General features: G+C 61.9%; 23 protein-coding genes. 1 reads left to right on the top strand and 22 read right to left on the bottom strand.

Annotation, left to right across the window (positions count from 1 at the left end):
- Positions 1-23: 23 nt before the first annotated feature.
- The gene (locus tag CHC01_RS12485) at positions 24-323 is read left to right on the top strand and encodes a DUF3551 domain-containing protein (protein WP_089264549.1); all 300 of its coding nucleotides are present in this window, start codon (positions 24-26) and stop codon (positions 321-323) included.
- A gap of 58 nt (positions 324-381) precedes the next feature.
- Here the strand turns inward: CHC01_RS12485 and CHC01_RS12490 are convergent, their stop codons facing one another.
- The 22 genes from CHC01_RS12490 to CHC01_RS12595 all read right to left on the bottom strand — a co-directional run bounded on the left by CHC01_RS12490 (position 382) and on the right by CHC01_RS12595 (position 22,744).
- A complete protein-coding gene (locus CHC01_RS12490; protein ID WP_068730961.1) occupies positions 382-1,080 on the bottom strand; it encodes an ABC transporter ATP-binding protein in 699 nt (232 codons plus the stop codon).
- Between the two features lie 9 nt (positions 1,081-1,089).
- Positions 1,090-2,370 (bottom strand): lipoprotein-releasing ABC transporter permease subunit, encoded by a 1,281-nt coding sequence (locus CHC01_RS12495; protein ID WP_068730873.1) that lies wholly within the window; start codon positions 2,368-2,370, stop codon positions 1,090-1,092.
- A gap of 76 nt (positions 2,371-2,446) precedes the next feature.
- A complete protein-coding gene (gene proS / locus CHC01_RS12500; RefSeq protein WP_089264550.1) occupies positions 2,447-3,766 on the bottom strand; it encodes a proline--tRNA ligase in 1,320 nt (439 codons plus the stop codon).
- A 570-nt stretch (positions 3,767-4,336) separates the two neighbouring features.
- The gene (locus tag CHC01_RS12505; RefSeq protein ID WP_089264551.1) at positions 4,337-4,717 is read right to left on the bottom strand and encodes a hypothetical protein; all 381 of its coding nucleotides are present in this window, start codon (positions 4,715-4,717) and stop codon (positions 4,337-4,339) included.
- Positions 4,718-4,773: 56 nt separating this feature from the next.
- A complete protein-coding gene (locus CHC01_RS12510) occupies positions 4,774-5,049 on the bottom strand; it encodes a DUF1467 family protein (protein WP_089264552.1) in 276 nt (91 codons plus the stop codon).
- Positions 5,050-5,056: 7 nt separating this feature from the next.
- Positions 5,057-5,479 (bottom strand): methylmalonyl-CoA epimerase, encoded by a 423-nt coding sequence (gene mce / locus CHC01_RS12515; RefSeq protein ID WP_068730877.1) that lies wholly within the window; start codon positions 5,477-5,479, stop codon positions 5,057-5,059.
- Between the two features lie 33 nt (positions 5,480-5,512).
- A complete protein-coding gene (locus CHC01_RS12520; RefSeq protein ID WP_089264553.1) occupies positions 5,513-7,177 on the bottom strand; it encodes a ribonuclease J in 1,665 nt (554 codons plus the stop codon).
- Positions 7,174-7,992: a biotin--[acetyl-CoA-carboxylase] ligase gene (locus CHC01_RS12525; protein ID WP_089264554.1), complete on the bottom strand. Its 819-nt coding sequence runs from the start codon at positions 7,990-7,992 to the stop codon at positions 7,174-7,176. The genes CHC01_RS12520 and CHC01_RS12525 overlap by 4 nt, the downstream gene beginning before the upstream one ends.
- On the bottom strand, positions 7,993-9,429 hold the full coding sequence (nuoN, locus tag CHC01_RS12530) for an NADH-quinone oxidoreductase subunit NuoN (protein ID WP_089264555.1): 1,437 nt from the start codon (positions 9,427-9,429) through the stop codon (positions 7,993-7,995). It lies immediately after the preceding gene.
- A 25-nt stretch (positions 9,430-9,454) separates the two neighbouring features.
- Entirely contained in the window at positions 9,455-10,960 is a 1,506-nt protein-coding gene (locus CHC01_RS12535) for an NADH-quinone oxidoreductase subunit M (RefSeq protein ID WP_414716891.1), read from the bottom strand.
- A 14-nt stretch (positions 10,961-10,974) separates the two neighbouring features.
- Positions 10,975-13,059, bottom strand: a complete 2,085-nt coding sequence (gene nuoL, locus CHC01_RS12540) for an NADH-quinone oxidoreductase subunit L (protein WP_089264556.1) — start codon at positions 13,057-13,059, stop codon at positions 10,975-10,977.
- A gap of 7 nt (positions 13,060-13,066) precedes the next feature.
- Entirely contained in the window at positions 13,067-13,375 is a 309-nt protein-coding gene (gene nuoK, locus CHC01_RS12545; protein WP_068730883.1) for an NADH-quinone oxidoreductase subunit NuoK, read from the bottom strand.
- On the bottom strand, positions 13,372-14,010 hold the full coding sequence (locus CHC01_RS12550) for an NADH-quinone oxidoreductase subunit J (protein WP_068730884.1): 639 nt from the start codon (positions 14,008-14,010) through the stop codon (positions 13,372-13,374). The genes nuoK and CHC01_RS12550 overlap by 4 nt, the downstream gene beginning before the upstream one ends.
- A 9-nt stretch (positions 14,011-14,019) precedes the next feature.
- Entirely contained in the window at positions 14,020-14,508 is a 489-nt protein-coding gene (nuoI, locus tag CHC01_RS12555) for an NADH-quinone oxidoreductase subunit NuoI (protein ID WP_089264557.1), read from the bottom strand.
- A gap of 7 nt (positions 14,509-14,515) precedes the next feature.
- Positions 14,516-15,541: an NADH-quinone oxidoreductase subunit NuoH gene (gene nuoH, locus CHC01_RS12560; RefSeq protein WP_089264558.1), complete on the bottom strand. Its 1,026-nt coding sequence runs from the start codon at positions 15,539-15,541 to the stop codon at positions 14,516-14,518.
- A gap of 4 nt (positions 15,542-15,545) precedes the next feature.
- Entirely contained in the window at positions 15,546-17,615 is a 2,070-nt protein-coding gene (nuoG, locus tag CHC01_RS12565; protein WP_089264559.1) for an NADH-quinone oxidoreductase subunit NuoG, read from the bottom strand.
- Positions 17,616-17,626: 11 nt separating this feature from the next.
- On the bottom strand, positions 17,627-18,952 hold the full coding sequence (nuoF, locus tag CHC01_RS12570) for an NADH-quinone oxidoreductase subunit NuoF (RefSeq protein ID WP_068730888.1): 1,326 nt from the start codon (positions 18,950-18,952) through the stop codon (positions 17,627-17,629).
- Between the two features lie 11 nt (positions 18,953-18,963).
- Positions 18,964-19,179: a hypothetical protein gene (locus tag CHC01_RS12575; RefSeq protein WP_089264560.1), complete on the bottom strand. Its 216-nt coding sequence runs from the start codon at positions 19,177-19,179 to the stop codon at positions 18,964-18,966.
- Complete coding sequence (nuoE, locus tag CHC01_RS12580; RefSeq protein ID WP_089264561.1) at positions 19,176-19,964, bottom strand: NADH-quinone oxidoreductase subunit NuoE; 789 nt, start codon at positions 19,962-19,964, stop codon at positions 19,176-19,178. The genes CHC01_RS12575 and nuoE overlap by 4 nt, the downstream gene beginning before the upstream one ends.
- A 10-nt stretch (positions 19,965-19,974) precedes the next feature.
- A complete protein-coding gene (locus tag CHC01_RS12585) occupies positions 19,975-20,943 on the bottom strand; it encodes an FkbM family methyltransferase (RefSeq protein WP_244558316.1) in 969 nt (322 codons plus the stop codon).
- Entirely contained in the window at positions 20,940-22,133 is a 1,194-nt protein-coding gene (locus CHC01_RS12590) for an NADH-quinone oxidoreductase subunit D (protein WP_089264562.1), read from the bottom strand. Before CHC01_RS12590 ends, CHC01_RS12585 begins: the two co-directional genes overlap by 4 nt.
- On the bottom strand, positions 22,130-22,744 hold the full coding sequence (locus CHC01_RS12595) for an NADH-quinone oxidoreductase subunit C (RefSeq protein WP_089264563.1): 615 nt from the start codon (positions 22,742-22,744) through the stop codon (positions 22,130-22,132). Before CHC01_RS12595 ends, CHC01_RS12590 begins: the two co-directional genes overlap by 4 nt.
- Positions 22,745-22,760 lie beyond the last annotated feature (16 nt).

Consider the following 22,760-nt stretch of genomic DNA (forward strand, 5'->3'; position numbering starts at 1 on the left):
ATCTGAGTCGGCAGGAGAATTCGATGCGCGCAGCCCTGCTTGCTCTGGTCGCCTTCGGCGCCCTCTCGGCCCTCACCGTCACGCCCGCCGCAGCACAGCGCACCGATCCCGGCCCGTTCTCGTTCAACACGCCGAGCGGTTATCCGTTCTGCATGCGCTCGCTCTATGACGACGACGACTGCAGCTACCGCACCTATGCGCAGTGCGCCGCGACGGCATCGGGCATCGGCCTGACCTGCTTTGCCAATCCGGCGCTGGCCTATGCGCAGACCTACGCGCCGCAGCAGCCGCGCGTGAAGCGCAAGCGTAAGAGCAGCTACTGAGCGACGCGCCGTCCGCGGCGCCCCGCTTTTTCTCTCTCAAATGAAACGAGTGGCGGGGTCAGTCGAGTTCGACGACCTTGCCGTTTTCCAGCGACACCCGCCGATCCATGCGGCCAGCCAGTTCCATGTTATGGGTCGCGATCAACATCGCCACCTTGGTCGCCTTCACCAGCTGCATCAGCGCCTTGAAGACATGATCCGCGGTATGTGGATCGAGATTGCCCGTCGGCTCGTCGGCAAACAACACGCGCGGTGCATTGGCCACCGCGCGGGCAATCGCAACGCGTTGCTGCTCGCCGCCCGACAGCTCCGCAGGGCGATGGGTGATGCGTTCGGCCAGACCCAGATAGGCCAGGATTTCCTTGGCGCGAGCGACCGTCTCGGAGCGCTTCAGGCCGCGGATCATCTGCGGCAGCATGACGTTTTCCAGCGCGGTGAATTCCGGCAGCAGCCGATGTGACTGGTAGACGAAACCGATATCGGTGCGGCGGATCTGGGTACGCTCGGTGTCCGACAGGCCCGAGGTCGCGGTGCCGCCGACATAGACCTCGCCGTCATCCGGGCTCTCGAGTAGGCCGGCAATATGCAGCAGCGTCGACTTGCCCGAGCCGGACGGCGCCACCAGCGCGACCGACTGCCCCGCCCACAATGCCAGCTTGGCATTGTCGAGAATGGTCAGAACGCTTTCGCCCTGGGTGTATTGCCGCTTGATGTCGTGGAGATAGACCACCGGTACATCATCTGCCCCTTGCGCCATATCAGTCACTCACTCGTATCTTAGCGCATCGACGGGATCGAGGCGCGCGGCGCGCCACGACGGGTAGAGGGTCGCCAGGAACGACAGCGTCAACGCCATGATGACCACCGCGCTGGTTTCGCCGACGTCGACCTCGGCCGGCAGCTTGGACAGGAAATACAGTTCCGGCGAGAACAGCTCAGTGGATGTCATCCAGGAGATGAATTGCCGGATCGTCTCGATGTTGAAGCAGACCAGCAGTCCAACGAAGAAGCCGACCAGCGTGCCGACCACGCCGATCGCAGCACCCGTGATCAGGAACACCCGCATGATCGAGCCTTGAGAGGCGCCCATGGTGCGCAGGATCGCGATGTCGCTGCCCTTGTCCTTTACCAGCATGATCAGGCCGGAGACGATGTTCAGCGCCGCCACCAGCACGATCAGCGTCAGGATCAGGAACATGACGTTACGCTCGACCTGCAGCGCATTGAAGAAGGTCGAGTTGCGCTGCCGCCAATCGACGATGAAGATCGGCCGCCCGGCCGCCTCGGTCACGAGCTTGCGATACTCGTCGATCCTGTCGGGATTGTTGGTGTAGACCTCGATCGAGGTCACGTCAGAGGGGCGATTGAAGTAAGTCTGCGCCTCGGCCAATGGCATGAACACGAAGGTCGAGTCATATTCCGACATGCCGATCTCGAAGACGGCAGCAACCTTGTAGGGCTTGATGCGCGGCGTCGTGCCCATCGGGGTCACCGCCCCCTTCGGCGAGATCAACGTGATCATGTCGCCGGCGTGGATCGAGAGTTGATCTGCCAGCCGCCGACCGATCGCCACACCCTGCCCGTCATCGAAGCCTTCGAGCGTGCCCTGCTTGATGTTCTTGGCGATCGACGTGAGGTTATTGAGATCGCCAGAGCGAATACCGCGGATAAAGATGCCGGCAGCACCGAACGCGGATGATCCCAATCCCTGGCCATCCACGACCGGCGCCGCGAGACGAATGCCATTCACGCCGCTGATGCGGTCGGCGACATCCTTCCAGTCGGTCAGAGGACTTTCCAGCGGCTGCACCAGCAGATGCCCGTTGAGACCCAGGATCTTGTCGAGCAGCTCCTTGCGGAAGCCGTTCATCACGGCCATCACGATGATCAGCGTGGCAACGCCGAGCATGATGCCGAGGAACGAGAAGCCGGCAATGACGGAGATGAATCCCTCTTTACGGCGCGCGCGGAGATAGCGTCCGGACAGCAGCCATTCGAAGGCGGCGAAGGGTGGGGTTCGAACTGGCTCGCTCATGGCATCATCCATCGCCCGACTCCCATACGAATCGGGCTTATTCTAGCCGCATCGTGAGTGATGCGGCGACCACACAGTGGATAAGTCGTCAGGACGTCAGCTTTGCGACGACCTCAGCGGCACTGATATTCTCACGCGAACCGTCATCGCGCCGCTTCAGCTCGACCTTGCCTTCGGCCAGCCCCTTCGGGCCAACGAGGATCTGCCAAGGCACACCGATCAGGTCAGCGGTGGCAAACTTGCCGCCGGCGCGCTGGTCGGTGTCGTCATAGAGCACATCGACGCCCTTGGCCGAGAGCTCCTTGTAGAGCGCCTCGCAGGCCGCATCCGTATCGGGCGAGCCCTGCTTCAGGTTGAGGATCGCAGCACGGAACGGCGCCACTTCCTCGGGCCACTTGATGCCGTTCTCGTCGTGGCAGGCCTCGATGATCGCGCCCAGCAGCCGCGACACGCCGACGCCATAGGAGCCGCCATGGATCGGCGTCTCCGCGCCATCGGCGCCCGCAACGGTCGCCTTCATCGCGTCGGAATATTTGGTGCCGAAATAGAAGATCTGGCCGACTTCGATACCGCGGGTGTTGAGCCGCCGCTCGGCCGGCACTTCGCTCTCGAACCGCGCGGCGTCGTGGACGTCTTCGGTTGCCGCATAGATCGAGGTCCACTGATTGATGATGCCCGTGAGATCACCGCTATAATCGACATCGGCCGGCGGGATCGGCAGATCGAGCACGTTCTTGTCGCAGAACACGCCGGACTCGCCGGTCTCGGCGAGCACGATGAATTCGTGGGAGTGATCGCCGCCGATCGGTCCGGTCTCGGCGCGCATCGGGATCGCTTTGAGGCCCATGCGCGCGAAGGTGCGCAGATAAGCGACGAACATCTGATTGTAGGAATGTTTCGCCGCGGCTTCGTCGATGTCGAACGAATAGCCATCCTTCATCAGGAATTCGCGGCCGCGCATCACGCCGAAACGCGGACGCTGCTCGTCGCGGAACTTCCACTGGATGTGGTACAGGTTCAGCGGGAGGCTCTTGTAGGACTTCACATAGCCGCGGAAGATCTCGGTGATCATTTCCTCGTTGGTCGGCCCGTAGAGAAGCTCCCGCTTGTGGCGGTCGACGATGCGCAGCATCTCCGGCCCATAGGCGTCGTAGCGCCCACTTTCGCGCCAGAGATCGGCGAGCTGCAATGTCGGCATCAGGAGCTCGATGGCGCCCGCCCGGTTCTGCTCCTCGCGGACGATCGCCTCGATCTTCTTCAGCACCCGCAGGCCCAGCGGCAACCAGGCATAGATGCCGGCGGCCTCCTGCCGGATCATGCCCGCGCGCAGCATCAGCCGGTGCGAGACGATCTCGGCTTCCTTCGGCGTTTCCTTGAGAATGGGCAGAAAATAGCGCGACAATCGCATGGTTAGGCCTGGGAATCGGAGGGACACGGGAGAACGGGAGTGAAACCGGATCGGCCGCCAAAATACAAGGGCGACGGGTCGGACGCCGGGCAGTCTAGGACATGGAGCCGGCAATCGGGGCTTAATTCCGTTCGCCTGGCGAATTGCTTCCCAGGCTGTCAAATATCTCCATTTCCGATGCCGGCCAGGCGACCCCAGCGTGACCGGAAATAGCGTGAAAGGCCGCGATTCTACCCTTGGCCTAAATTTTGAACACACATTGCCGAAATTGGTGACAAACAAAAAAAGTTAAGCTACGACTCACAGCTCAGGCGGTTCGTAAGGACAGAGTCTGGTGGTCCAAGTCTCGGGAGGAGCCCTGACGCGCTCAAGCAGCGTCAACCCGCTAAGCAAGGATAAAATCCAAAGTTTGGGGTAATAGGGTCGACACAATTTTCCGAGCAGGGCTGCGGCCCTGCTCTTTTTTTTCGGCAGATTCCCGACAACGATAGCGACGCTTCATATCGTCCGAGACGCAAAAAAGGCCGGCATCCATGCCGGCCTTTTTTCGGAGATGCAAAGCGCCGCGTATTACAGCGCACCACCCTTCGGCTTGATGCCCGACAGCCACGAACAGACCAGGCCCTGTACCGCGCCGACGATCCCGAATGTAAGAATCTGACGCAGCGGAATCGACACCGACGTCCAGATCAACATCATCCCGATACTCACGACATAGCCAGTAAGCGCCGAGGTCAGCACCTTCGGCCACAGCTGCATCTTGTCTTCAAGGAACCAGTCCTCAAGCCACATCACCAGCGACGGGATCAGCCCGAACCAGTAGGCAAAGGGCAATCCCATAATGAAGCCGGGAAAGCCGCCGATGATCCTGCCGCTGGCAATTTCGCGCAGCTCGAAAACCGCGAAACCGACAGCCGGCCCAAGCAACAGAAAAAGCAGAAAGCGCTTCATGCGTCAGCTCCGTATCGACACCTGAAAGGACAGACTCCGTAGGTTAAAGATCGCTCTCAGATCGGCACGCCCATCAGCTTCGAGAGCCTCTCGATGTTGAAGTAGCCCATGCGATACGCATACATGCCGCCCGCGAATAGCACCGCGGAAATCACCGTGGTCCAGATCAGCTTGCGCCCCATCCGCGCCAGCACCGGCGCACCGGGATCGGTGCCGTCGGTGCCCTTGCCATCCTCATGCTGGCTGCGCACGCCGAACGGCAGCGTCAGGAACAGCGTGATCCACCAGATGACGAAATAGACCGCGAGCGACGTCGAGATCGTATAGGCCATCGCGTCCTCAGGACTGTTCGATTTCGGAAGCTTGTTCGATCTCTACCAGCGCGCCCGAGAAATCCTTGGGATGCAGGAACAGCACAGGCTTGCCGTGGGCGCCGATCTTCGGCTGGCCGTCGCCAAGCACGCGCGCGCCTTCCTTGATCAGGTTGTCGCGTGCCGCGATGATATCCGGCACTTCGTAACAGATGTGATGAATGCCGCCGTCAGGATTGCGCTCGACGAATTTGGCGATCGGGGAATCCGCGCCCAACGGCTGGATGAACTCGATCTTGGTATTCGGCAGCGTCGCGAACACCGTGATCACGCCATGCTCCGGCAGCGGCACGGTCGCGGAAATCTCGGCACCGAAGGCGGTGCCGTAGATCTTCGCAGCTTTCTCCGCATCGGCGACGGCAATCGCCACATGATTGAGCCGGCCCAGCATCGTGTTTCCTCCGTAGTCTTTGTTTCTTTGCTTTTAGTCTTCGACCTGCAGGATGTGAACGTAGCACATCGTCTTCTTGCCCCATTGATCGGCGAGTGACGAGCGGACAGCGCGTCGCACCGACTCCGCCATCGCATCCGGATCGCGCTTGCGCGCCTTGGGCAGGTTTTCGACGATGTTGACGACGATGTCGAACACGACATCCTCCATCACCTCGCCCTTGAGGTTCTTTTCGGGAATGCCGATCAGATCGACCGCAGGATCGTCGACCAGTTCGCCCTTCATGGTCACGGCCAATGCCACGAACGCACAGCCGGCAAAGGACAGCCGGCGCCGCTCGCTTACGGCGCGGGACTTGGAATCCTCGAGAATGAGGCCGTCCTTGAACATGCGGCCCGACGGCAGTTCGTCGATGACGGCAGCATCGCCGGGCGCAAGGCGCACCAGGTCGCCGTTCTTGACGATCATGGTCCGCGGCACGCCGCAGGCGCGCGCCAGCTTGGCATGCTCGTGCAGATGCAGCGCCTCGCCATGGACGGGGATCAACAATTGCGGCCGCACCCAGGAAATCATGTCGCGCAATTCGTCGCGGCGCGGATGGCCGGACACATGCACCAGCGCATCGCGATCGGTGATCACCTCGATGCCCTGCGTGACAAGACCGTTGATGATGGTGCCGACCGCCTTCTCGTTGCCCGGAATGGTCCGCGACGAGAAGATCACCGTATCGCCCTTGTTGAGGGTCACCATCGGATGATCGTCGCTGGCGATACGCGCCAGCGCCGCGCGCGCTTCGCCCTGGCTGCCCGTGCACAGCGCCACCACCTTGTCCGGCGGGAAATGGCCGTAATAGTCGGCGTTGCGGAACGCCGGCAGTCCATCGAGATAGCCGCATTCGCGGGCCACCTGCACGACGCGCTCCATGGCGCGGCCGACCAGCACCACTTCGCGGCCCGCGGCCTGCGCCGCTTCGGCAACGGCCCGCAACCGCGCCACGTTCGATGCGAAGGTCGTAACGGCGACGCGGCCCTTGGCAGCCTTCACCAGTTTGGTGAGCGTGGCGGCAACCTCCGTTTCGGAAGGTGAGCGGCCATCGCGCACCGCATTCGTGGAGTCGCCGATGATGGCCAGCACGCCGGCATCGCCGAGTTCGCGCAGCCGCTTTTCGTCGGTTGGCAGGCCGATGATCGGCGTCGGATCGATCTTCCAGTCACCGGTATGCAGCACGGTGCCGAGCGGCGTGTGCAGCGCGATCGCATGGGATTCCGGAATCGAATGCGCAACCGGAATGAACTCGATATCGAACGGGCCGAGATTGATGCGGCCGCCCGATGGCACCACGGTGACGGGGATCTTCGGCGGATTGCGCTCGCTGGCGCATTTGGCTTCGAACAATGCGGCGCTGAACTGCGTCGCATAGATCGGGCATTTCAGCTTGGGCCACAGATCGATGATGGCGCCGAAATGGTCCTCATGGGCGTGGGTGAGCACGAGACCAACGAGATTCTTCTTTTCCTTTTCCAGGAAGCGCACGTCGGGCATCACCAGATCGATGCCGGGCAGATGTTCCTCGTCGCCGAAGTAGACGCCGAGGTCGATCGCCAGCCACTTCCCGGCTAGGCCATAGATCGACAGGTTCATGCCAATCTGGCCGACGCCTCCCAGCGGTGCGAAGGTCAATTCGTTGGGTCGCGTCATTTGCGTGCTGTCCTTGTCGACGCGGCCGATCCGAAATGAACGTCGCCGGCGGTAATAGGGATTCGCCGGCGATCCGCTGTCGCGACAATCATACAACCGGCCTCATCAATGGTGTCGAAAATTCCCGAAATCGTCTGTACCCCGTTGTCCACGGACACCGGCTGACCGATCCCTGCTGCGCGCTCCAGCCACTGTCGCCGGATCTCGGCAAACCCGCGGCCGGAATCCCAGATGCTGCGCATCTCCTGCCAAGTGTCCGAAAGCGCCGCAAACAGGTCTTCGGCGCTGGCGCTGACACCCATCGCATGCAGGCAAGCAACCGGATAAGGCATATTGTCGGGGGCCGCCACCACATTGGTGCCGATGCCGACGACAACAGCAAGCTGGCCGTTCGGCGCTGCCTCCGCCTCCAGATTCATTCCGACCAGCTTGTGCCCGCCTGCCAGAACGTCGTTCGGCCATTTCAGCCGATAATCATTCGCGGCCGACTGCGGCGCCCGCATCGCGGCTTCGACGCTGATCTGTCGGAGCGCCTTCTCAACGGCGACGCCGGCCGCAAAGCCCAGCGTCGCCGCAACTGAGGGCGTCACATCAAGAACTTCCAGCACCGAACTGGCGAGGTTCCCGCGGGGAGCGACCCACGGCCGATGCCGCCGCCCACGTCCCGCGGTCTGTTCTGTTGTGACAAACCACATCGGACCGCGCTCGCCTGCGCGCGCGCGGTCCATGGCTTCCGTATTGGTCGAACCGGTTGTGTCGAATGCGGCGAGCTTCGTGCCCGCCGCGAGGGCTCGGGGACCGAGCGAAAATACCATCTAGAACAGCGACTTCGCTGCGAATGCCGCCGCGCTGACCAGAGGCGCCGGATAGACGAAGAACAACACGTTGAAGAGACCCGCCACTGCCAGCACCGTGCGCAGTTCAACGCGCATCGGATCGAGCTTCCCGACCGGCTCGTCGAAATACATCAGCTTCACGATGGACAGATAGTAGAACGCGCCCACCACGCTGGCCAAGACACCGACCACGGCCAGTACGAACAGGCCCGACTTGATGGCCGCCATGAAGACGTAGAACTTGCCGAAGAAGCCGGCCAGCGGCGGGACGCCTGCTAGCGAGAACAGGAACATCGCGAAGAAGAAGGCGATGATCGGATTGGTGCGCGACAGGCCAGCGAAATCCTTGATCGTCTCAACGGGCTGGCCACCCCGCTTCATGGTCAGGATGATGGCGAAGGTGCCGAGGGTCATCGCGACATAGATGGCGATATAGACCAGCACGCCCTGCGCACCCTCCTGCGTGCCGGCGGCAAGGCCGACCAGCGCGAAGCCCATATGGCCGATCGACGAATAGGCCATCAGGCGCTTGATGTTGGTCTGGCCGATGGCGGCGAACGAGCCCAGCACCATCGAGGCCAGCGACACGAACACCACGACCTGCTGCCATTGCACCACGATGCCCGGGAACGCGGTCAGCGTGACGCGGGTGAACACGGCGAGTGCTGCAACCTTCGGGGCCGAGGCGAAGAAGGCGGTGACGGGCGTCGGTGCGCCTTCGTAGACATCGGGCGTCCACATGTGGAACGGCACGGCCGAAACCTTGAAACAGAGGCCAGCAAGCAGAAACACCAGGCCGAACACCAGGCCGATATTGCCGGTCTTGGCTTCGGCGGCGATGCCGGCGAAGGACACCGTGCCGGTAAAGCCGTAGATCATGGAAGCGCCGTAGAGCAGCATGCCGGACGACAGCGCGCCCAGCACGAAATACTTCAGGCCGGCTTCGGTCGACTTTGCATTGTCGCGGTTGGAGGCAGCGACGACATAGAGCGCAAGACTCATCAGTTCGAGGCCGAGATACAGCATGATCAGGTCGCCGGCCGAGATCAGCACCATCATGCCGAGCGTCGAGAGCAGCACCAGAATGGCGTATTCGAAAATGCGACGGGACTGGTCCGCGAGGAATTCCCGCGACAGGATCAGCGTCACGGCCGATGCGATGATCGCCAGCACCTTCAGGAAGCGCGCATAATCGTCGACGATGAAGCTACCGCCGAAAGTGACATGCTTGCCCGCAGGCAGCATGATTTCAGCCGCACCGACCACCACCAGCAGGCAGACGGCGAGCGTGGTGACGAGACCCGTGACCTTCGGTCCGTTGAAGGCACCGATCATCAGCAGCACCATGGCGCCAACCGCGAGCATCAGCTCCGGCAGTACGGGCAGCAGGGAATATCCGGCGGTCGTAATCGTCATTGCGCGTTATCCTGATCTGCTGCGGTCATTGCAGCAGCGCGGCTGCCTTCACGGCAGACGTTGCAGCAGCGTAATTGTTAACGAGGAGCTGGATCGAAGCCGCCGACATGTCGAGCACCGGCTTCGGATAGACTCCGAACAGAATGGTGAGAATGACCAGCGGCACCAGCACCAGGCCTTCCCGGAACGTGATGTCCTTGATGCCCTGCAACGCAGGCTTGGTCAGTTCACCGAACACGACCTTGCGGTACAGCCACAGTGCATAGGCCGCCGACAGGATCACGCCGATGCTGGCGAATGTCGCCGTCGGGATCGAGACCTTGAAGGTGCCGATGAGCGTCAGGAATTCACCGACGAAGCCGGAGGTGCCGGGCAGACCGACATTGGCCATGGTGAAGACCATGAACAGCGCCGCATAGATCGGCATCCGGTTGACGAGGCCACCATAGGCCGCGATCTCGCGGGTATGCAGCCGGTCGTAGACGACGCCGACGCAGAGGAACAGCGCGCCCGACACGATGCCATGCGACACCATCTGGAACACCGCGCCGGAGACGCCCTGCGTCGTGCCGGCGAAGATACCCATAGTGACGTAGCCCATATGCGCGACCGACGAGTAGGCGATCAGCTTCTTGATGTCTTCCTGCATCAGCGCGACCAGCGACGTGTAGACGATCGCGATCACGGAGAGCGTCCAGACCATCGGCGCGAAATAGAGAGAGGCATCCGGGAACATCGGCAGCGAGAAGCGCAGGAAGCCGTAACCGCCCATCTTCAGCATGATCGCGGCCAGCACGACCGAACCTGCCGTCGGCGCTTCCACGTGTGCGTCAGGCAGCCAGGTGTGTACCGGCCACATCGGCATCTTGACCGCGAAGGATGCGAAGAATGCCAACCACGCCCATGTCTGCAGGCTGCGCGGCACGGCCGTGTGCATCAGCGTCGGAATGTCGGTCGTGCCCGCATTCCAGTACAGCGCCATGATGGCCAGCAGCATCAGTACCGAGCCGAGGAACGTGTAGAGGAAGAACTTGAACGAGGCGTAGACGCGGCGCGGGCCGCCCCAGATGCCGATGATCAGAAACATCGGGATCAGGCCGCCTTCGAAGAACAGATAGAACAGCACCAGATCCAGCGCCGAGAAGGTGCCGATCATCAGCGTTTCCAGGAACAGGAACGCGATCATGTATTCGCGAACGCGCTTGGTGACCGACTTCCAGCTGCACAGGATGCAGAACGGCATCAGGGCTGTTGTCAAGATCACGAAGGGCAGCGAAATGCCGTCCACGCCCATGTGGTAGTTGATGGTCGCGGCCAGCCACGGCGCCTTTTCGACGAACTGAAAGTCGCCGTTCGACGGGTCGAAGCGCATCACCAGGATCAGCGAGACCGCAAAAGTGATCAGCGTGGTCCAGAGCGCGATCCAGCGCGCATTGCCCTGCGCAGCCTCGTCGTCGCCGCGGCTGAGATAAATCAGGATCGCACCGACGATCGGCAGGAAGGTGACGACCGAAAGAACCGGCCATGTCATGACGGACGCCATTGTTACTGGCCCCCCAGGCCGAAGATAAACCAGGTGATCAACCCGGCGACGCCGATCAGCATCGCGAAGGCATAGTGATAGAGGTAGCCGGTCTGCAGCTTGACCACGCCGCGCGTGATATTGAGCACGCGGGCCGAGACACCATCAGGCCCGAGGCCGTCGATGATCATGCCGTCGCCCTTCTTCCACAGGAAGTGGCCGATCCACTTGGCCGGACGAACGAAGATGATCTCGTAGAGCTCGTCGAAGTACCACTTGTTGAGCAGGAACTTGTAGAGCAGCGGATGCTGGTTTGCGAGCTCGACAGGCAAATACGGCTTGCGAACATAGAACAGGTACGAAATCAGGAAACCGAGCACCATCATCACAGTCGGCACATAGGGCACCCAGCCCGGTATGTGATGCATCTCCTCGATGATGTGCGGGTTCATCTTCAGCGATTCCCGGAAGAACTCGCCGACGTGATGACCAGCAAACAGCTCCTTGAACGGGAAGCCTGCGGCGAATGATCCGATGCCCAGCACGGCAAGCGGGACCAGCATCCACAGCGGCGCTTCATGCGCTGCATCGTAATGCTTCTTGTCGTGCGGCTCGCCATGGAACGTCTTGAACACCAGACGCCATGAATAGAATGAGGTCAGCAGCGCCGCGACCACGGTCATCAGGAAGCCGTAGAAGGCGAACTGGGTGTGCGAGGCGTAAGCCGCTTCGATGATCGCGTCCTTCGAGAAGTAGCCGGCCGTGAACGGGAATCCGGTCAGCGCCAGCGTGCCGATGGTCATCATCGCGTAAGTGAACGGGATCTTGTTCCACAGGCCACCCATCTTGCGGATGTCCTGTTCGTGATGCATCGCGTAGATCACCGAGCCTGAGCCCAGGAACAGCAGCGCCTTGAAGAAGGCGTGCGTGAACAGGTGGAACATGGCGACCGAGTAAGCCCCCGTCCCCAGCGCTACGAACATGTAACCGAGCTGCGAACAGGTCGAGTAAGCGACGATGCGCTTGATGTCGTTCTGCACCAGACCGATGGTCGCGGCGAAGAATGCAGTGGTCGCGCCAACCAGCATCACGACGGCCTGTGCATTCGGTGCGAGTTCGAACAGCGGCGACATGCGCGCCACCATGAACACACCCGCGGTGACCATGGTCGCCGCATGGATCAGCGCCGACACAGGCGTCGGGCCTTCCATCGCGTCCGGCAACCAGGTGTGCAGCAGAAACTGGGCTGACTTGCCCATCGCGCCGACGAACAGCAGCAGACAGGTCAGTGTCAGCGCATCGGCGTGCCAGCCGAAGAAGTTGATCGTCTTGCCGGTCAGTCCGGGCGCGCTGGCGAAGATGGTGTCGAGATCGGTCGAGCCGACCAGCATGAACAGCGCGAAGATGCCGAGCAGGAAGCCGAAGTCGCCGACGCGGTTGACCACGAAGGCCTTGATCGCCGCCGCATTGGCCGAGGGCTTCTTGAACCAGAAACCGATCAGCAGGTAGCTGGCCAGACCCACGCCTTCCCAGCCGAAGAACAGCTGCAGCAGGTTATCCGCCGTCACCAGCATCAGCATCATGAAAGTGAACAGCGACAGATACGCCATGAAGCGCGGCCGGTTCGGATCATCTTCCATATAGCCGAGCGAATAGATGTGCACGAGCGACGACACCGTGGTGACGACGACCAGCATCACGGCGGTCAGCGTATCGACGCGCAGCGTCCACGATAGCTGCAGGTCGCCCGAATTGATCCAGTTCAGCAGCACGATACGGGCATCGTGATGCATGAAGGCGACGTCCACGAAGGTCATCCAGGACAGCACCGCCGACACCACCAGCAGACCGGCGGTGATCAGCTCGGCTGCACGCGAGCCGAGCGCGGCCGGCTCGGCAACGTGGTGATGGTCGTCGTGATCATCGTGACCATGATCGTCATGCCCATGCGCAGCATGTGCATGCGCGCTGGCATCGCCGTGACCGTGGTCGTCATGCGCATGGTCCATCTCGTCGCCGCTCGGGTTACGCCCATGCGCCCCCAGAATGGCGATGAAGCCTGCGATCAGCGCGCCGATCAGCGGCAGGAATACAAGAGCCTGGATCATAACTGGCTCAGCCCTTCATCAGATTGACGTCTTCAACCGCGATCGAGCCGCGGTTGCGGAAATAGACCACCAGCACGGCGAGACCGATCGCTGCTTCCGCAGCGGCCACGGTCAGCACAAGCAGCGCGAACACCTGCCCGACGATGTCGCCGAGGAAGGTCGAGAACGCCACCATGTTGATGTTGACGGCGAGCAGGATCAGCTCGATCGACATCAGGATGACGATGATGTTCTTGCGGTTCAGGAAGATGCCGAGAATGCCCAGCGTGAACAGGATCGCTGCGACCGCCAGATAGTGTCCGAGACCGATCGTCATTTGACCCAGCTCCCCGCGTCGGCGTCCTGCAGGCCCTGCCCGGTCGCGACCTTGCGCACTTCCATCGCCAGTTCCGGATTGCGCGCGTTCTGAACATTGATGTCCTGGCGCCGGACTTTGACCTTGTGACGCAGCGTCAGCACGATCGCGCCGATCATCGCCACCAGCAGCACCATGCCGGCCAGCTGGAAGTAATGGATGTACTTCGTATAGAGCACGAGGCCGAGCGCCTCGGTATTGCTCACATTGGTCGGGATGGCCGCCGTGATCGACTTGGTGACGTTCGGGTTCATCACCCAGCCACCTGCGACCAGCAGCAATTCGGCGAGGAAGATCGCGCCGATCACGAGACCAAACGGCAGATACTGAATGAAGCCTTCGCGCAGCTGCGTGAAGTCCACGTCGAGCATCATGATGACGAACAGGAAGAGCACCGCGACGGCGCCGACATAGACGACGATCAGCAGCATCGCCAGGAATTCGGCGCCCATCAGCACGAACAGGCCCGAGGCGTTGACGAAGGCCAGGATCAGGAACAGCACGGAATGCACAGGATTGCGCGAGGCAATCACCATGACCGCGGAAGCCACGCAGATGCTGGCGAACAGATAGAAGAACAGTGCGGGAAGGATCATCTGGTCACCTTACCGGTACGGCGCGTCGAGTTCGATTGACTTCGCAATCTCGCGCTCCCAGCGGTCGCCGTTGGCGAGCAATTTCGCCTTGTCATAATAGAGTTCCTCACGCGTCTCGGTGGCGAACTCGAAGTTCGGTCCCTCGACGATCGCATCCACCGGACAGGCCTCCTGGCACAGTCCGCAATAGATGCATTTCACCATGTCGATGTCGTAGCGCACGGTGCGGCGCGTACCATCGTTGCGGCGCGGGCCGGCTTCGATGGTGATGGCCTGCGCCGGACACACCGCTTCGCAGAGCTTGCAGGCAATGCAGCGTTCTTCACCGTTCGGATAGCGGCGCAGCGCATGCTCACCGCGGAAACGCGGCGAGATCGGCCCCTTCTCGAACGGATAGTTCAGCGTCGGCTTCGGCTTGAAGAAATACCGCATGGCGAGGACGAACGCCGAAACGAACTCCGCCAGCAGAAGCGAGTGAGCTGTTGCCCTGATATTCATAGTGACCTCATTTCGGAGCAAGGCCCCCGAATTGCAGCACGGCAGCGACGATGATGACGTACGCCAACGACAGCGGCAGAAACACCTTCCAGCCCAGACGCATCAGCTGGTCGTAGCGGTAGCGCGGCACGATCGCCTTCGCCATCGCAATCAGGAAGAACATGAACATCACCTTGATGGCGAACCAGATGATGCCTGGCACCCAGGTGAATGGCGCGAACGGGATCGGCGACAGCCAACCGCCGAGAAACAGGATCGTTGCCAGCGCGCACATCGTGACGATGGCAACATATTCGCCGAGCATGAACAGCAGATACGGGGTCGAGCCATATTCGGTCATGAAACCCGCGACCAGTTCCGATTCCGCTTCGACGAGGTCGAAGGGCGGACGGTTGGTTTCAGCTAGCGCCGAGACGTAAAAGATCACGAACATCGGGAACAGCGGGATCCAGTACCAGCCGAGGATGCCCCACTTCGAGTCCTGCGCGGCGACGATGGCCGTCAGGTTCAGCGAACCGACGCAGAGCAGGACGGTGATGATGACGAAGCCGATCGAGACTTCATAGGACACCATCTGCGCGGCGGCGCGCAGCGCCGACAGGAACGGATATTTCGAATTCGACGACCAGCCGGCCATGATGATGCCGTAGACCGACAGCGACGAGATCGCGAAGATATAGAGCACGCCGACATTGATGTCGGAGATCACCCAGCCGAGATCCATCGGGATCACCGCCCAGGCCGCCAGCGCGAGCACGCAGGACACCAGCGGCGCCAGCAGGAACACGCCCTTGTTGGAGCTGGAAGGAACCACCGGCTCCTTCAGCACGAATTTCAACAAGTCCGCGAAGGATTGCAGCAGGCCGAATGGCCCGACCACGTTGGGGCCACGGCGGATCTGTACCGCCGCCCAGATCTTGCGATCAGCCAGCAGGATGTAGGCAATCGCAATCAAGAGCACCACGAGCACAAGGAGGCTCTGCGCGACCATGATGATCAGCGGCCACAGGGTGCTTGTCCAGAATTCAGCCATCGGTTTACTCCGCCGCCGTCAGCATCTGGCCGGAGGCCAGGCGGGAGCATTCCGCCATGATGGCTGACGCACGCGCGATCGGGTTGGTCAGGTAGAAGTCCTCAACGGAGGCCTTGAACGGTGTCTTGTCGACGGTGCCGCCCTTGCCCGCAAGGGTCTTGATCGCACCGGCATCGCCGGCCTCGATCTGATCGATGCGCATCAGGTGCGGTGCAGCCTTGAAGATCGCCTGTCGCAAGGCAGCCAGCGAATCGTAAGGCAGCTTGTGGCCGAGCACGTCGGACAATGCGCGGATCACCGCCCAGTCCTCGCGGGCATCGCCCGGCGGGAAACCGGCGCGTTCCGCCATCTGCACGCGGCCTTCGGTGTTGACGAAGATGCCGGACTTCTCGGTATAGGCCGCACCCGGCAAGATCACGTCAGCGCGATGCGCGCCGCGATCACCATGGGTGCCGATATAGACGACGAAGGTGCCGTCGGCGACTTTCACGTCGTCGGCGCCGAGCGAGAACAACACGTCGAGCGAACCGGCCGACGTCATCTGCGCGAGGCTCAGGCTTCCTGCGGTCGGTGCGAAGCCGATATCGAGCGCGCCGACCGTCGAGGCCGCCGTCTGCAGCACCGCAAAACCGTTCCAGCCGTCCTTGATAACACCGAAGTCCGAAGCGAGCTTGGCAGCGGCCGCGAGTACCGCAGCGCCATCGGCACGTGCGGCTACGCCGGCGCCCACCAGCACGATCGGATGCTTGGCGTTCTTCAGCACATCGGCGAAGGCGTTCTTGCCGGCGGCGAGCTCGGCCAGCGAGTCCGTGCCGGCGCCGAGATAGTCGTAGCGATAGGTCAGATCGGCCTTCTCGCCGATCACGCCGACCTTCAACGCACCGGTGCGCCATGCCTTGCGGATGCGCGCGTTGAGAACGGCGGCTTCCTTGCGCGGATTGGCGCCCACGATCAGCAGCGCGTCGGCCTGCTCGATGCCGGCGATGGTCGGGTTGAAGATATAGGACGCGCGGCCGGCGGCCGCATCGAAAGCGCCTGCGCTCTGGGTCGCCAGATTGGTCGAGCCCATGCTTGCGAGCAGTTGCTTCAGCGCGAACATTTCCTCGACGGCGGCGAGATCGCCAGCGATGGCGCCGATCTTCTTGGTGCCGGCAACCTTCGCAGCGATGGCACTGAACGCTTCAGCCCAGGTCGCAGCGCGCAGCTTGCCGTTGTCGCGGATATACGGACGATCGAGGCGCTGCGTGCGCAGGCCGTCGACGATGTGGCGCGTCTTGTCGGAGATCCATTCCTCGTTCACGGCCTCATTGACGCGCGGCAGGATGCGCATCACTTCGCGGCCACGGGTATCGACGCGGATCGCCGAACCGACGGCATCCATGACGTCGATGGACTGGGTCTTGCCGAGCTCCCATGGACGCGCGGCGAAAGCGTAAGGCTTCGAGGTCAGCGCACCGACCGGGCAGATATCGACCAGGTTGCCCTGCAGTTCCGAGGTCAGCGCCGTTTCGAGGAACGAGGTGATTTCCATGTCCTCGCCGCGACCGGTGGCGCCCATTTCCGGCACGCCGCAGATTTCTGCAGCGAAGCGGACGCAGCGCGTGCACTGGATGCAGCGGTTCATCGAGGTCTTGACCAGCGCGCCGAGATACTTGTCCTCGACGGCACGCTTGTTTTCGGCAAAGCGCGACGTGTCGACGCCATAGCCCATCGCCTGGTCTTGCAGATCGCACTCGCCGCCCTGATCGCAGATCGGGCAATCCAGCGGGTGGTTGATCAGCAGGAATTCCATCACGCCTTCGCGTGCCTTCTTGACCATCGGCGAACGGGTCGAGATTTCCGGCGGCTCGCCCTTCGGACCCGGACGACAATCGCGCACGCCCCAGGCGCAGCTCGCGACCGGCTTCGGTCCGCCCTTCACTTCCACCAGACACATGCGACAGTTGCCGGCGATCGACAGGCGCTCGTGGTAGCAGAAGCGCGGGATTTCGGCGCCGGCGGCTTCACACGCCTGCAGCAGCGTGAACTCCGCGGGAACCTCGATCTCTTTGCCGTCGATGATCAGTTTCGTCATAGCCATGCGCCCTACTCCGCCGCGACCAGATGCGCGGGATCGAGGATGCCCTGATCGTCGAGCGTCGCCTTGCGGCTAAACTCTTCGATGCGGCGTTCGATCTCCGGGCGGAAGGCGCGGATCAGGCCCTGCACCGGCCACGCGGCGGCATCGCCGAGCGCGCAGATGGTGTGGCCTTCAACCTGCTTGGTGACTTCGAGCAGCATGTCGATCTCGCGCTTGTGGGCGCGGCCTTCGACCATGCGGCTCAGCACGCGCCACATCCAGCCGGTGCCTTCGCGGCACGGCGTGCACTGGCCGCAGCTCTCATGCTTGAAGAAGTAGCTGATGCGGGCAATCGCCGCGACGACGTCGGTGGACTTGTCCATGACGATGACGCCGGCGGTGCCGAATGACGACTTCACCGCGCGGGTACCGTCGAAATCCATGATGAGTTCTTCGCAATCCGCAGCCGGGATCAACGGGCACGATGCGCCGCCCGGGATGATCGCGAGCAGATTGTCCCAGCCGCCGCGAATGCCGCCGCCATGCTTCTCGATCAGCTCACGGAACGGAATGCTCATCGCGTCTTCGACGACGCAGGGCGTGTTGACGTGGCCGGAGATGCCGTAAAGCTTGGTGCCGACATTGTTCGGACGACCAATGCTGGCGAACCACGCCGCGCCGCGACGCAGAATGTCCGGCGCAACCGCGATCGACTCCACATTGTTCACCGTGGTCGGGCAGCCGTAGAGACCGACATTGGCCGGGAATGGCGGCTTCAGGCGCGGCTGGCCCTTCTTGCCTTCAAGGCTTTCGAGCAGTGCCGTCTCTTCGCCGCAGATATAGGCGCCGGCACCGTGCGCGACATAGAGGTCGAACGGGAAGCCGTGAATGTTGTTCTTGCCGATCAGATTGGCCTCATAGGCCTGATCGATCGCCGCCTGCAAATGCTCGCGTTCGCGAATGAATTCGCCGCGCACATAGATGTAACCGACATGGGCGCCCATGGCGCAGCCCGCGATCAGGCAACCTTCGACCAGCGTATGCGGATCGTGCCGCATGATCTCGCGGTCCTTGCAGGTGCCGGGCTCGGACTCGTCAGCATTGACGACGAGATAGCTCGGACGGCCGTCAGCATTGTCCTTCGGCATAAAGGACCACTTCATGCCGGTCGGGAAACCTGCACCGCCACGGCCACGGAGGCCCGACGCCTTCATCTCGTTGACGATCCAGTCGCGGCCCTTGTCGATGATGGCCTTCGTGCCATCCCAGCCGCCGCGACGGCGTGCGCCGGCGAGGCCCCAGTCGTCGAGGCCGTAGAGATTGCGGAAGATGCGGTCGTTGTCGTCGAGCATGGCTTCCTCGATCAGCGATTGGATTGCTTGTAGGCGAGCATCGCGGCGCAACCGCCGAACACAACGGCCCACAACAGACTGGATTCAAGCGTGGCGTTCAAAAAGAAACGCTGCAGCGAGAAAATGAACGCAGCTGCGACCATCGTATGCAGTGCGATGTAGAGCCACTTGTTCATTGCCGCGTCCCCCGACAGCGTTGCAAATTTCATCGACAGCACGCGCGTCATTTCTTCGGCTCCTTGGGAGCACCACCCTTCGGCGGATTAGCCTTGGTCGCGTCGGCCGCCGGCGGCTTCGGCGCCGGGCGCTCCTGCACATTGGCCGACTCGGTCTGCTTCTTCGGCTCGGCATCGGCGAGCGCGGGTTCCTTCGGCATATCCAGAACCTTGGTGTAACTGGCGGCGCCACCGCTCGTCATCACGCGCGCGCCGCCTTCGGGCGCTGCAAACTGACGGCCGATCTGCGAACCCGGCTTCGGCGGCGTGCCGGCAGCGAAACCGTCGATCAGCTTGTTCATGCTTTCTTTGGTGAGGTCTTCGTAAGTGTCGCTCCAGATCATCGCCATCGGGGCGTTGACGCAGGCGCCGAGGCACTCGACCTCTTCCCACGAGAAATCGCCATCTGCGGACAGATGGAACGGGTCGTGATGGATGCGATGCTGACAGACGTCGATCAGATCGCCGGCGCCGCGCAGCATGCAAGGCGTGGTACCGCAGACCTGAATGTGAGCCTTCTTGCCGACCGGCTGCAGCTGGAACTGGGTATAGAAGGTCGCGACTTCGAGCACGCGGATATAGGGCATTTCCAGCATGTCGGCGACGACGCGGATCGCGGCTTCCGAGACCCAGCCGGCCTGTTGCTCCTGTGCGCGCCACAGGATCGCGATCGCGGCTGATGCCTGACGGCCGGGCGGATAATGCGTGATCTGCTCTTTCGCCCACGCCAGATTCTCGGGCGTGAATTCAAACGAAGCGGGCTGAACTTCTTTCGGAGCCAAACGGCGGACGGACATGTCTAGTCTCTCAATGAGTGCGGCGCGCCGCGCTCGCATTCAGGCTGTTGATGCGGTCGAGCCAGAACGCACTCGATGTGCCAAACACGTTGTAGCCAACATGTGTGGACACCTTGATGCGATCGAGGATCGACAACTCGGTCACGGTTTCGAAACGGTTGGTGGCGGGATCATGCACGATCAGCTTGAGCGGCGTTTGATCCAGGATAAAGCGTGAGACGGTGTGATGCGGGTCATTGCCGTGCTCTTCGCACATGATGACCGAGTCGCCCTGCAGCAATCGTGCGCCGCCCTTGATAGCCTCGATCTCGACGCCTTCGACGTCGAGCTTGATCAGATATTTACCCGACATCGACACCTTGCCGTCGTCGAGCAGATTGTCGAGCGCGATCACCGGCACTTCCTCGCCGCCGGCATTCGGATCGCCGGCGATGCTGAAAGCTTCGTGCTTGGTGCCCGACAGATGGGCCGTGCCACGCTGCGAGCCGATCGCGCATTTGATGACGTCGAACCGATCACCATTAATCCTGGCGTTAGTGGCGAGTTTGGCGAAATTGTCGAACGACGGCTCGATGGCGATCGCCTTGTGCGAGCCGAACGGCGCGCTCGACACCAGCACCGACCAGTATCCGTAATTCGCGCCACAATCGAGCAGCGTGTAATCGACATCGATCGAGTTCCGGAACAACACCTCAAGCTCGTCTTCATAGGAGAACGTGCGGTTGAGCAACTTGCTCCAGTAGCCATCGCCGAACGGGAACGCGAACAGCGCATCCGCATTCAGCTTAACCACGAGATCGCGCGCCGGCAGCACAGTCCTGCGCATCAGATTGGCGCACATGTTGTAGCCGCGATGCGAGAACGACGACGAGATCTTCGAGCCAACCACCAGCGCACAGGCCATCGCACGTTCCCAGAGATTCACGCTCTGGAGAACGCCGGACGCCCGGTCAAACTGTATGGGAGGCGTCAGCGTCACCGATCGACCTCTCCGAACACGATGTCGAGCGAACCGAGAATGGCGGAGACGTCGGCGAGCAGATGGCCGCGGCACATGAAGTCCATGGCCTGCAGATGCGCAAAGCCCGGCGCGCGGATCTTGCACTTGTACGGCTTGTTGCTGCCGTCGGAGACAAGATAGACGCCGAACTCACCCTTCGGCGCTTCGACGGCCGCATAGACCTCGCCTTCCGGCACGCGAAAACCTTCGGTGTAGAGCTTGAAGTGATGGATCAGCGATTCCATCGAGCGCTTCATCTCGCCGCGGCGCGGCGGGAAAATCTTGTTGTCTTCGACAGCAACGGCACCCTGCCCGTCCGGCGCGCGCATCTTGGCGATGCACTGCTTCATGATCTTGGTCGACTGCCGCATCTCTTCGACACGAATACAGTAGCGATCGTAGCAGTCGCCGTTCTTGCCGATCGGAACGTCGAAGTCCATTTCGGCGTAGCACTCATAAGGCTGCGACTTGCGCAGATCCCAGGCAGCGCCGGAGCCACGCACCATCACGCCGGAGAAGCCCCACTTCCAGGCGTCTTCCAGCGAGACCACGCCGATATCGACGTTACGCTGTTTGAAAATACGATTGCCGGTGAGCAGCGTTTCGAGATCGTCGAGCACCTGCGGGAAGGCATCGCACCAGGCATCGATATCGTTGATCAGTTTGGGCGGCAGGTCCTGATGTACGCCGCCGATGCGGAAGAACGCGGCATGCATGCGCGAGCCCGAGGCGCGCTCATAGAACACCATCAGTTTTTCGCGCTCTTCGAAGCCCCACAGCGGCGGGGTCAGCGCGCCGACGTCCATCGCCTGCGTGGTGATGTTGAGAAGATGCGACAGGATGCGGCCGATTTCGGAATACAGCACGCGGATCAACTGGCCGCGGCGCGGCACGGTGACGCCGAGCAGCTTTTCGGCGGCCAGACAGAATGCGTGTTCCTGGTTCATCGGCGCGACGTAATCGAGCCGGTCGAAATACGGGATCGCCTGCAGATAGGTCTTCTGCTCGATCAGCTTCTCGGTGCCGCGGTGAAGCAGGCCGATATGCGGATCGACGCGCTCGACGACTTCACCGTCGAGTTCCAGCACAAGGCGGAGCACGCCGTGCGCGGCCGGATGCTGCGGTCCGAAGTTGATCGTGAAATTGCGAACGTTGGGTTGTTCGGTCATGGCTTGACCTCTGCCTTCTCGTCACCGGGCAGCACGGGATAATCCGCGCCTTCCCAGGGCGAGAGGAAATCGAACTTACGGAATTCCTGATTGAGCCGGACCGGCTCATACACCACCCGCTTCTCCTGGTCGTCGTAGCGAACCTCAACGAAACCGGTGAGCGGGAAGTCCTTGCGCAGCGGATGGCCGTCGAAACCGTAATCGGTCAGCAGACGGCGCATGTCGGGATGGCCGACAAAGATCACGCCATAGAGGTCATAGGCTTCGCGCTCGAACCAGTCAGCGCCGGGAAACACCGAAATGATCGACGGCACCTGAGTTGTTTCGGATGCCAGACCTTTCAGACGGATGCGGGTGTTCAGCGTCGGCGACATCAGGTGATAGACAACGTCGAAGCGCTTTTCGCGACCGGGATAGTCGACGGCGGTCGCATCGGTGAAATTGACGAAGCGGCAGCGCGGATCGTCACGCAGGAACTGCGCGACCTCGACGATCTTCGATGTTTCCACCGCAATCGTCAGCTGGCCGAACGCCACCTCATGCGCGAGCGCGGCACCCGGCAGGGCGCCGACAATCGTCTGACCCAGTGTGTCGAGCCTCACATCGTCCATGACAAAGCCTTAAGCG

It is taken from the genome of Tardiphaga sp. OK246, assembly GCF_900188215.1.
Taxonomy (GTDB): domain Bacteria; phylum Pseudomonadota; class Alphaproteobacteria; order Rhizobiales; family Xanthobacteraceae; genus Tardiphaga; species Tardiphaga robiniae.

What these genes read in the sequence shown, in the direction of transcription:
- CHC01_RS12485 (WP_089264549.1), top strand. Translation starts at nt 24, where the DNA reads ATGCGCGCAGCCCTGCTTGCTCTGGTCGCCTTCGGCGCCCTCTCGGCC.
- CHC01_RS12490 (WP_068730961.1), bottom strand. Translation starts at nt 1,080, where the DNA reads ATGGCGCAAGGGGCAGATGATGTACCGGTGGTCTATCTCCACGACATC.
- CHC01_RS12495 (WP_068730873.1), bottom strand. Translation starts at nt 2,370, where the DNA reads ATGGATGATGCCATGAGCGAGCCAGTTCGAACCCCACCCTTCGCCGCC.
- proS (WP_089264550.1), bottom strand. Translation starts at nt 3,766, where the DNA reads ATGCGATTGTCGCGCTATTTTCTGCCCATTCTCAAGGAAACGCCGAAG.
- CHC01_RS12505 (WP_089264551.1), bottom strand. Translation starts at nt 4,717, where the DNA reads ATGAAGCGCTTTCTGCTTTTTCTGTTGCTTGGGCCGGCTGTCGGTTTC.
- CHC01_RS12510 (WP_089264552.1), bottom strand. Translation starts at nt 5,049, where the DNA reads ATGGCCTATACGATCTCGACGTCGCTCGCGGTCTATTTCGTCATCTGG.
- mce (WP_068730877.1), bottom strand. Translation starts at nt 5,479, where the DNA reads ATGCTGGGCCGGCTCAATCATGTGGCGATTGCCGTCGCCGATGCGGAG.
- CHC01_RS12520 (WP_089264553.1), bottom strand. Translation starts at nt 7,177, where the DNA reads ATGACGCGACCCAACGAATTGACCTTCGCACCGCTGGGAGGCGTCGGC.
- CHC01_RS12525 (WP_089264554.1), bottom strand. Translation starts at nt 7,992, where the DNA reads ATGGTATTTTCGCTCGGTCCCCGAGCCCTCGCGGCGGGCACGAAGCTC.
- nuoN (WP_089264555.1), bottom strand. Translation starts at nt 9,429, where the DNA reads ATGACGATTACGACCGCCGGATATTCCCTGCTGCCCGTACTGCCGGAG.
- CHC01_RS12535 (WP_414716891.1), bottom strand. Translation starts at nt 10,960, where the DNA reads ATGACATGGCCGGTTCTTTCGGTCGTCACCTTCCTGCCGATCGTCGGT.
- nuoL (WP_089264556.1), bottom strand. Translation starts at nt 13,059, where the DNA reads ATGATCCAGGCTCTTGTATTCCTGCCGCTGATCGGCGCGCTGATCGCA.
- nuoK (WP_068730883.1), bottom strand. Translation starts at nt 13,375, where the DNA reads ATGACGATCGGTCTCGGACACTATCTGGCGGTCGCAGCGATCCTGTTC.
- CHC01_RS12550 (WP_068730884.1), bottom strand. Translation starts at nt 14,010, where the DNA reads ATGATCCTTCCCGCACTGTTCTTCTATCTGTTCGCCAGCATCTGCGTG.
- nuoI (WP_089264557.1), bottom strand. Translation starts at nt 14,508, where the DNA reads ATGAATATCAGGGCAACAGCTCACTCGCTTCTGCTGGCGGAGTTCGTT.
- nuoH (WP_089264558.1), bottom strand. Translation starts at nt 15,541, where the DNA reads ATGGCTGAATTCTGGACAAGCACCCTGTGGCCGCTGATCATCATGGTC.
- nuoG (WP_089264559.1), bottom strand. Translation starts at nt 17,615, where the DNA reads ATGACGAAACTGATCATCGACGGCAAAGAGATCGAGGTTCCCGCGGAG.
- nuoF (WP_068730888.1), bottom strand. Translation starts at nt 18,952, where the DNA reads ATGCTCGACGACAACGACCGCATCTTCCGCAATCTCTACGGCCTCGAC.
- CHC01_RS12575 (WP_089264560.1), bottom strand. Translation starts at nt 19,179, where the DNA reads ATGACGCGCGTGCTGTCGATGAAATTTGCAACGCTGTCGGGGGACGCG.
- nuoE (WP_089264561.1), bottom strand. Translation starts at nt 19,964, where the DNA reads ATGTCCGTCCGCCGTTTGGCTCCGAAAGAAGTTCAGCCCGCTTCGTTT.
- CHC01_RS12590 (WP_089264562.1), bottom strand. Translation starts at nt 22,133, where the DNA reads ATGACCGAACAACCCAACGTTCGCAATTTCACGATCAACTTCGGACCG.
- CHC01_RS12595 (WP_089264563.1), bottom strand. Translation starts at nt 22,744, where the DNA reads ATGGACGATGTGAGGCTCGACACACTGGGTCAGACGATTGTCGGCGCC.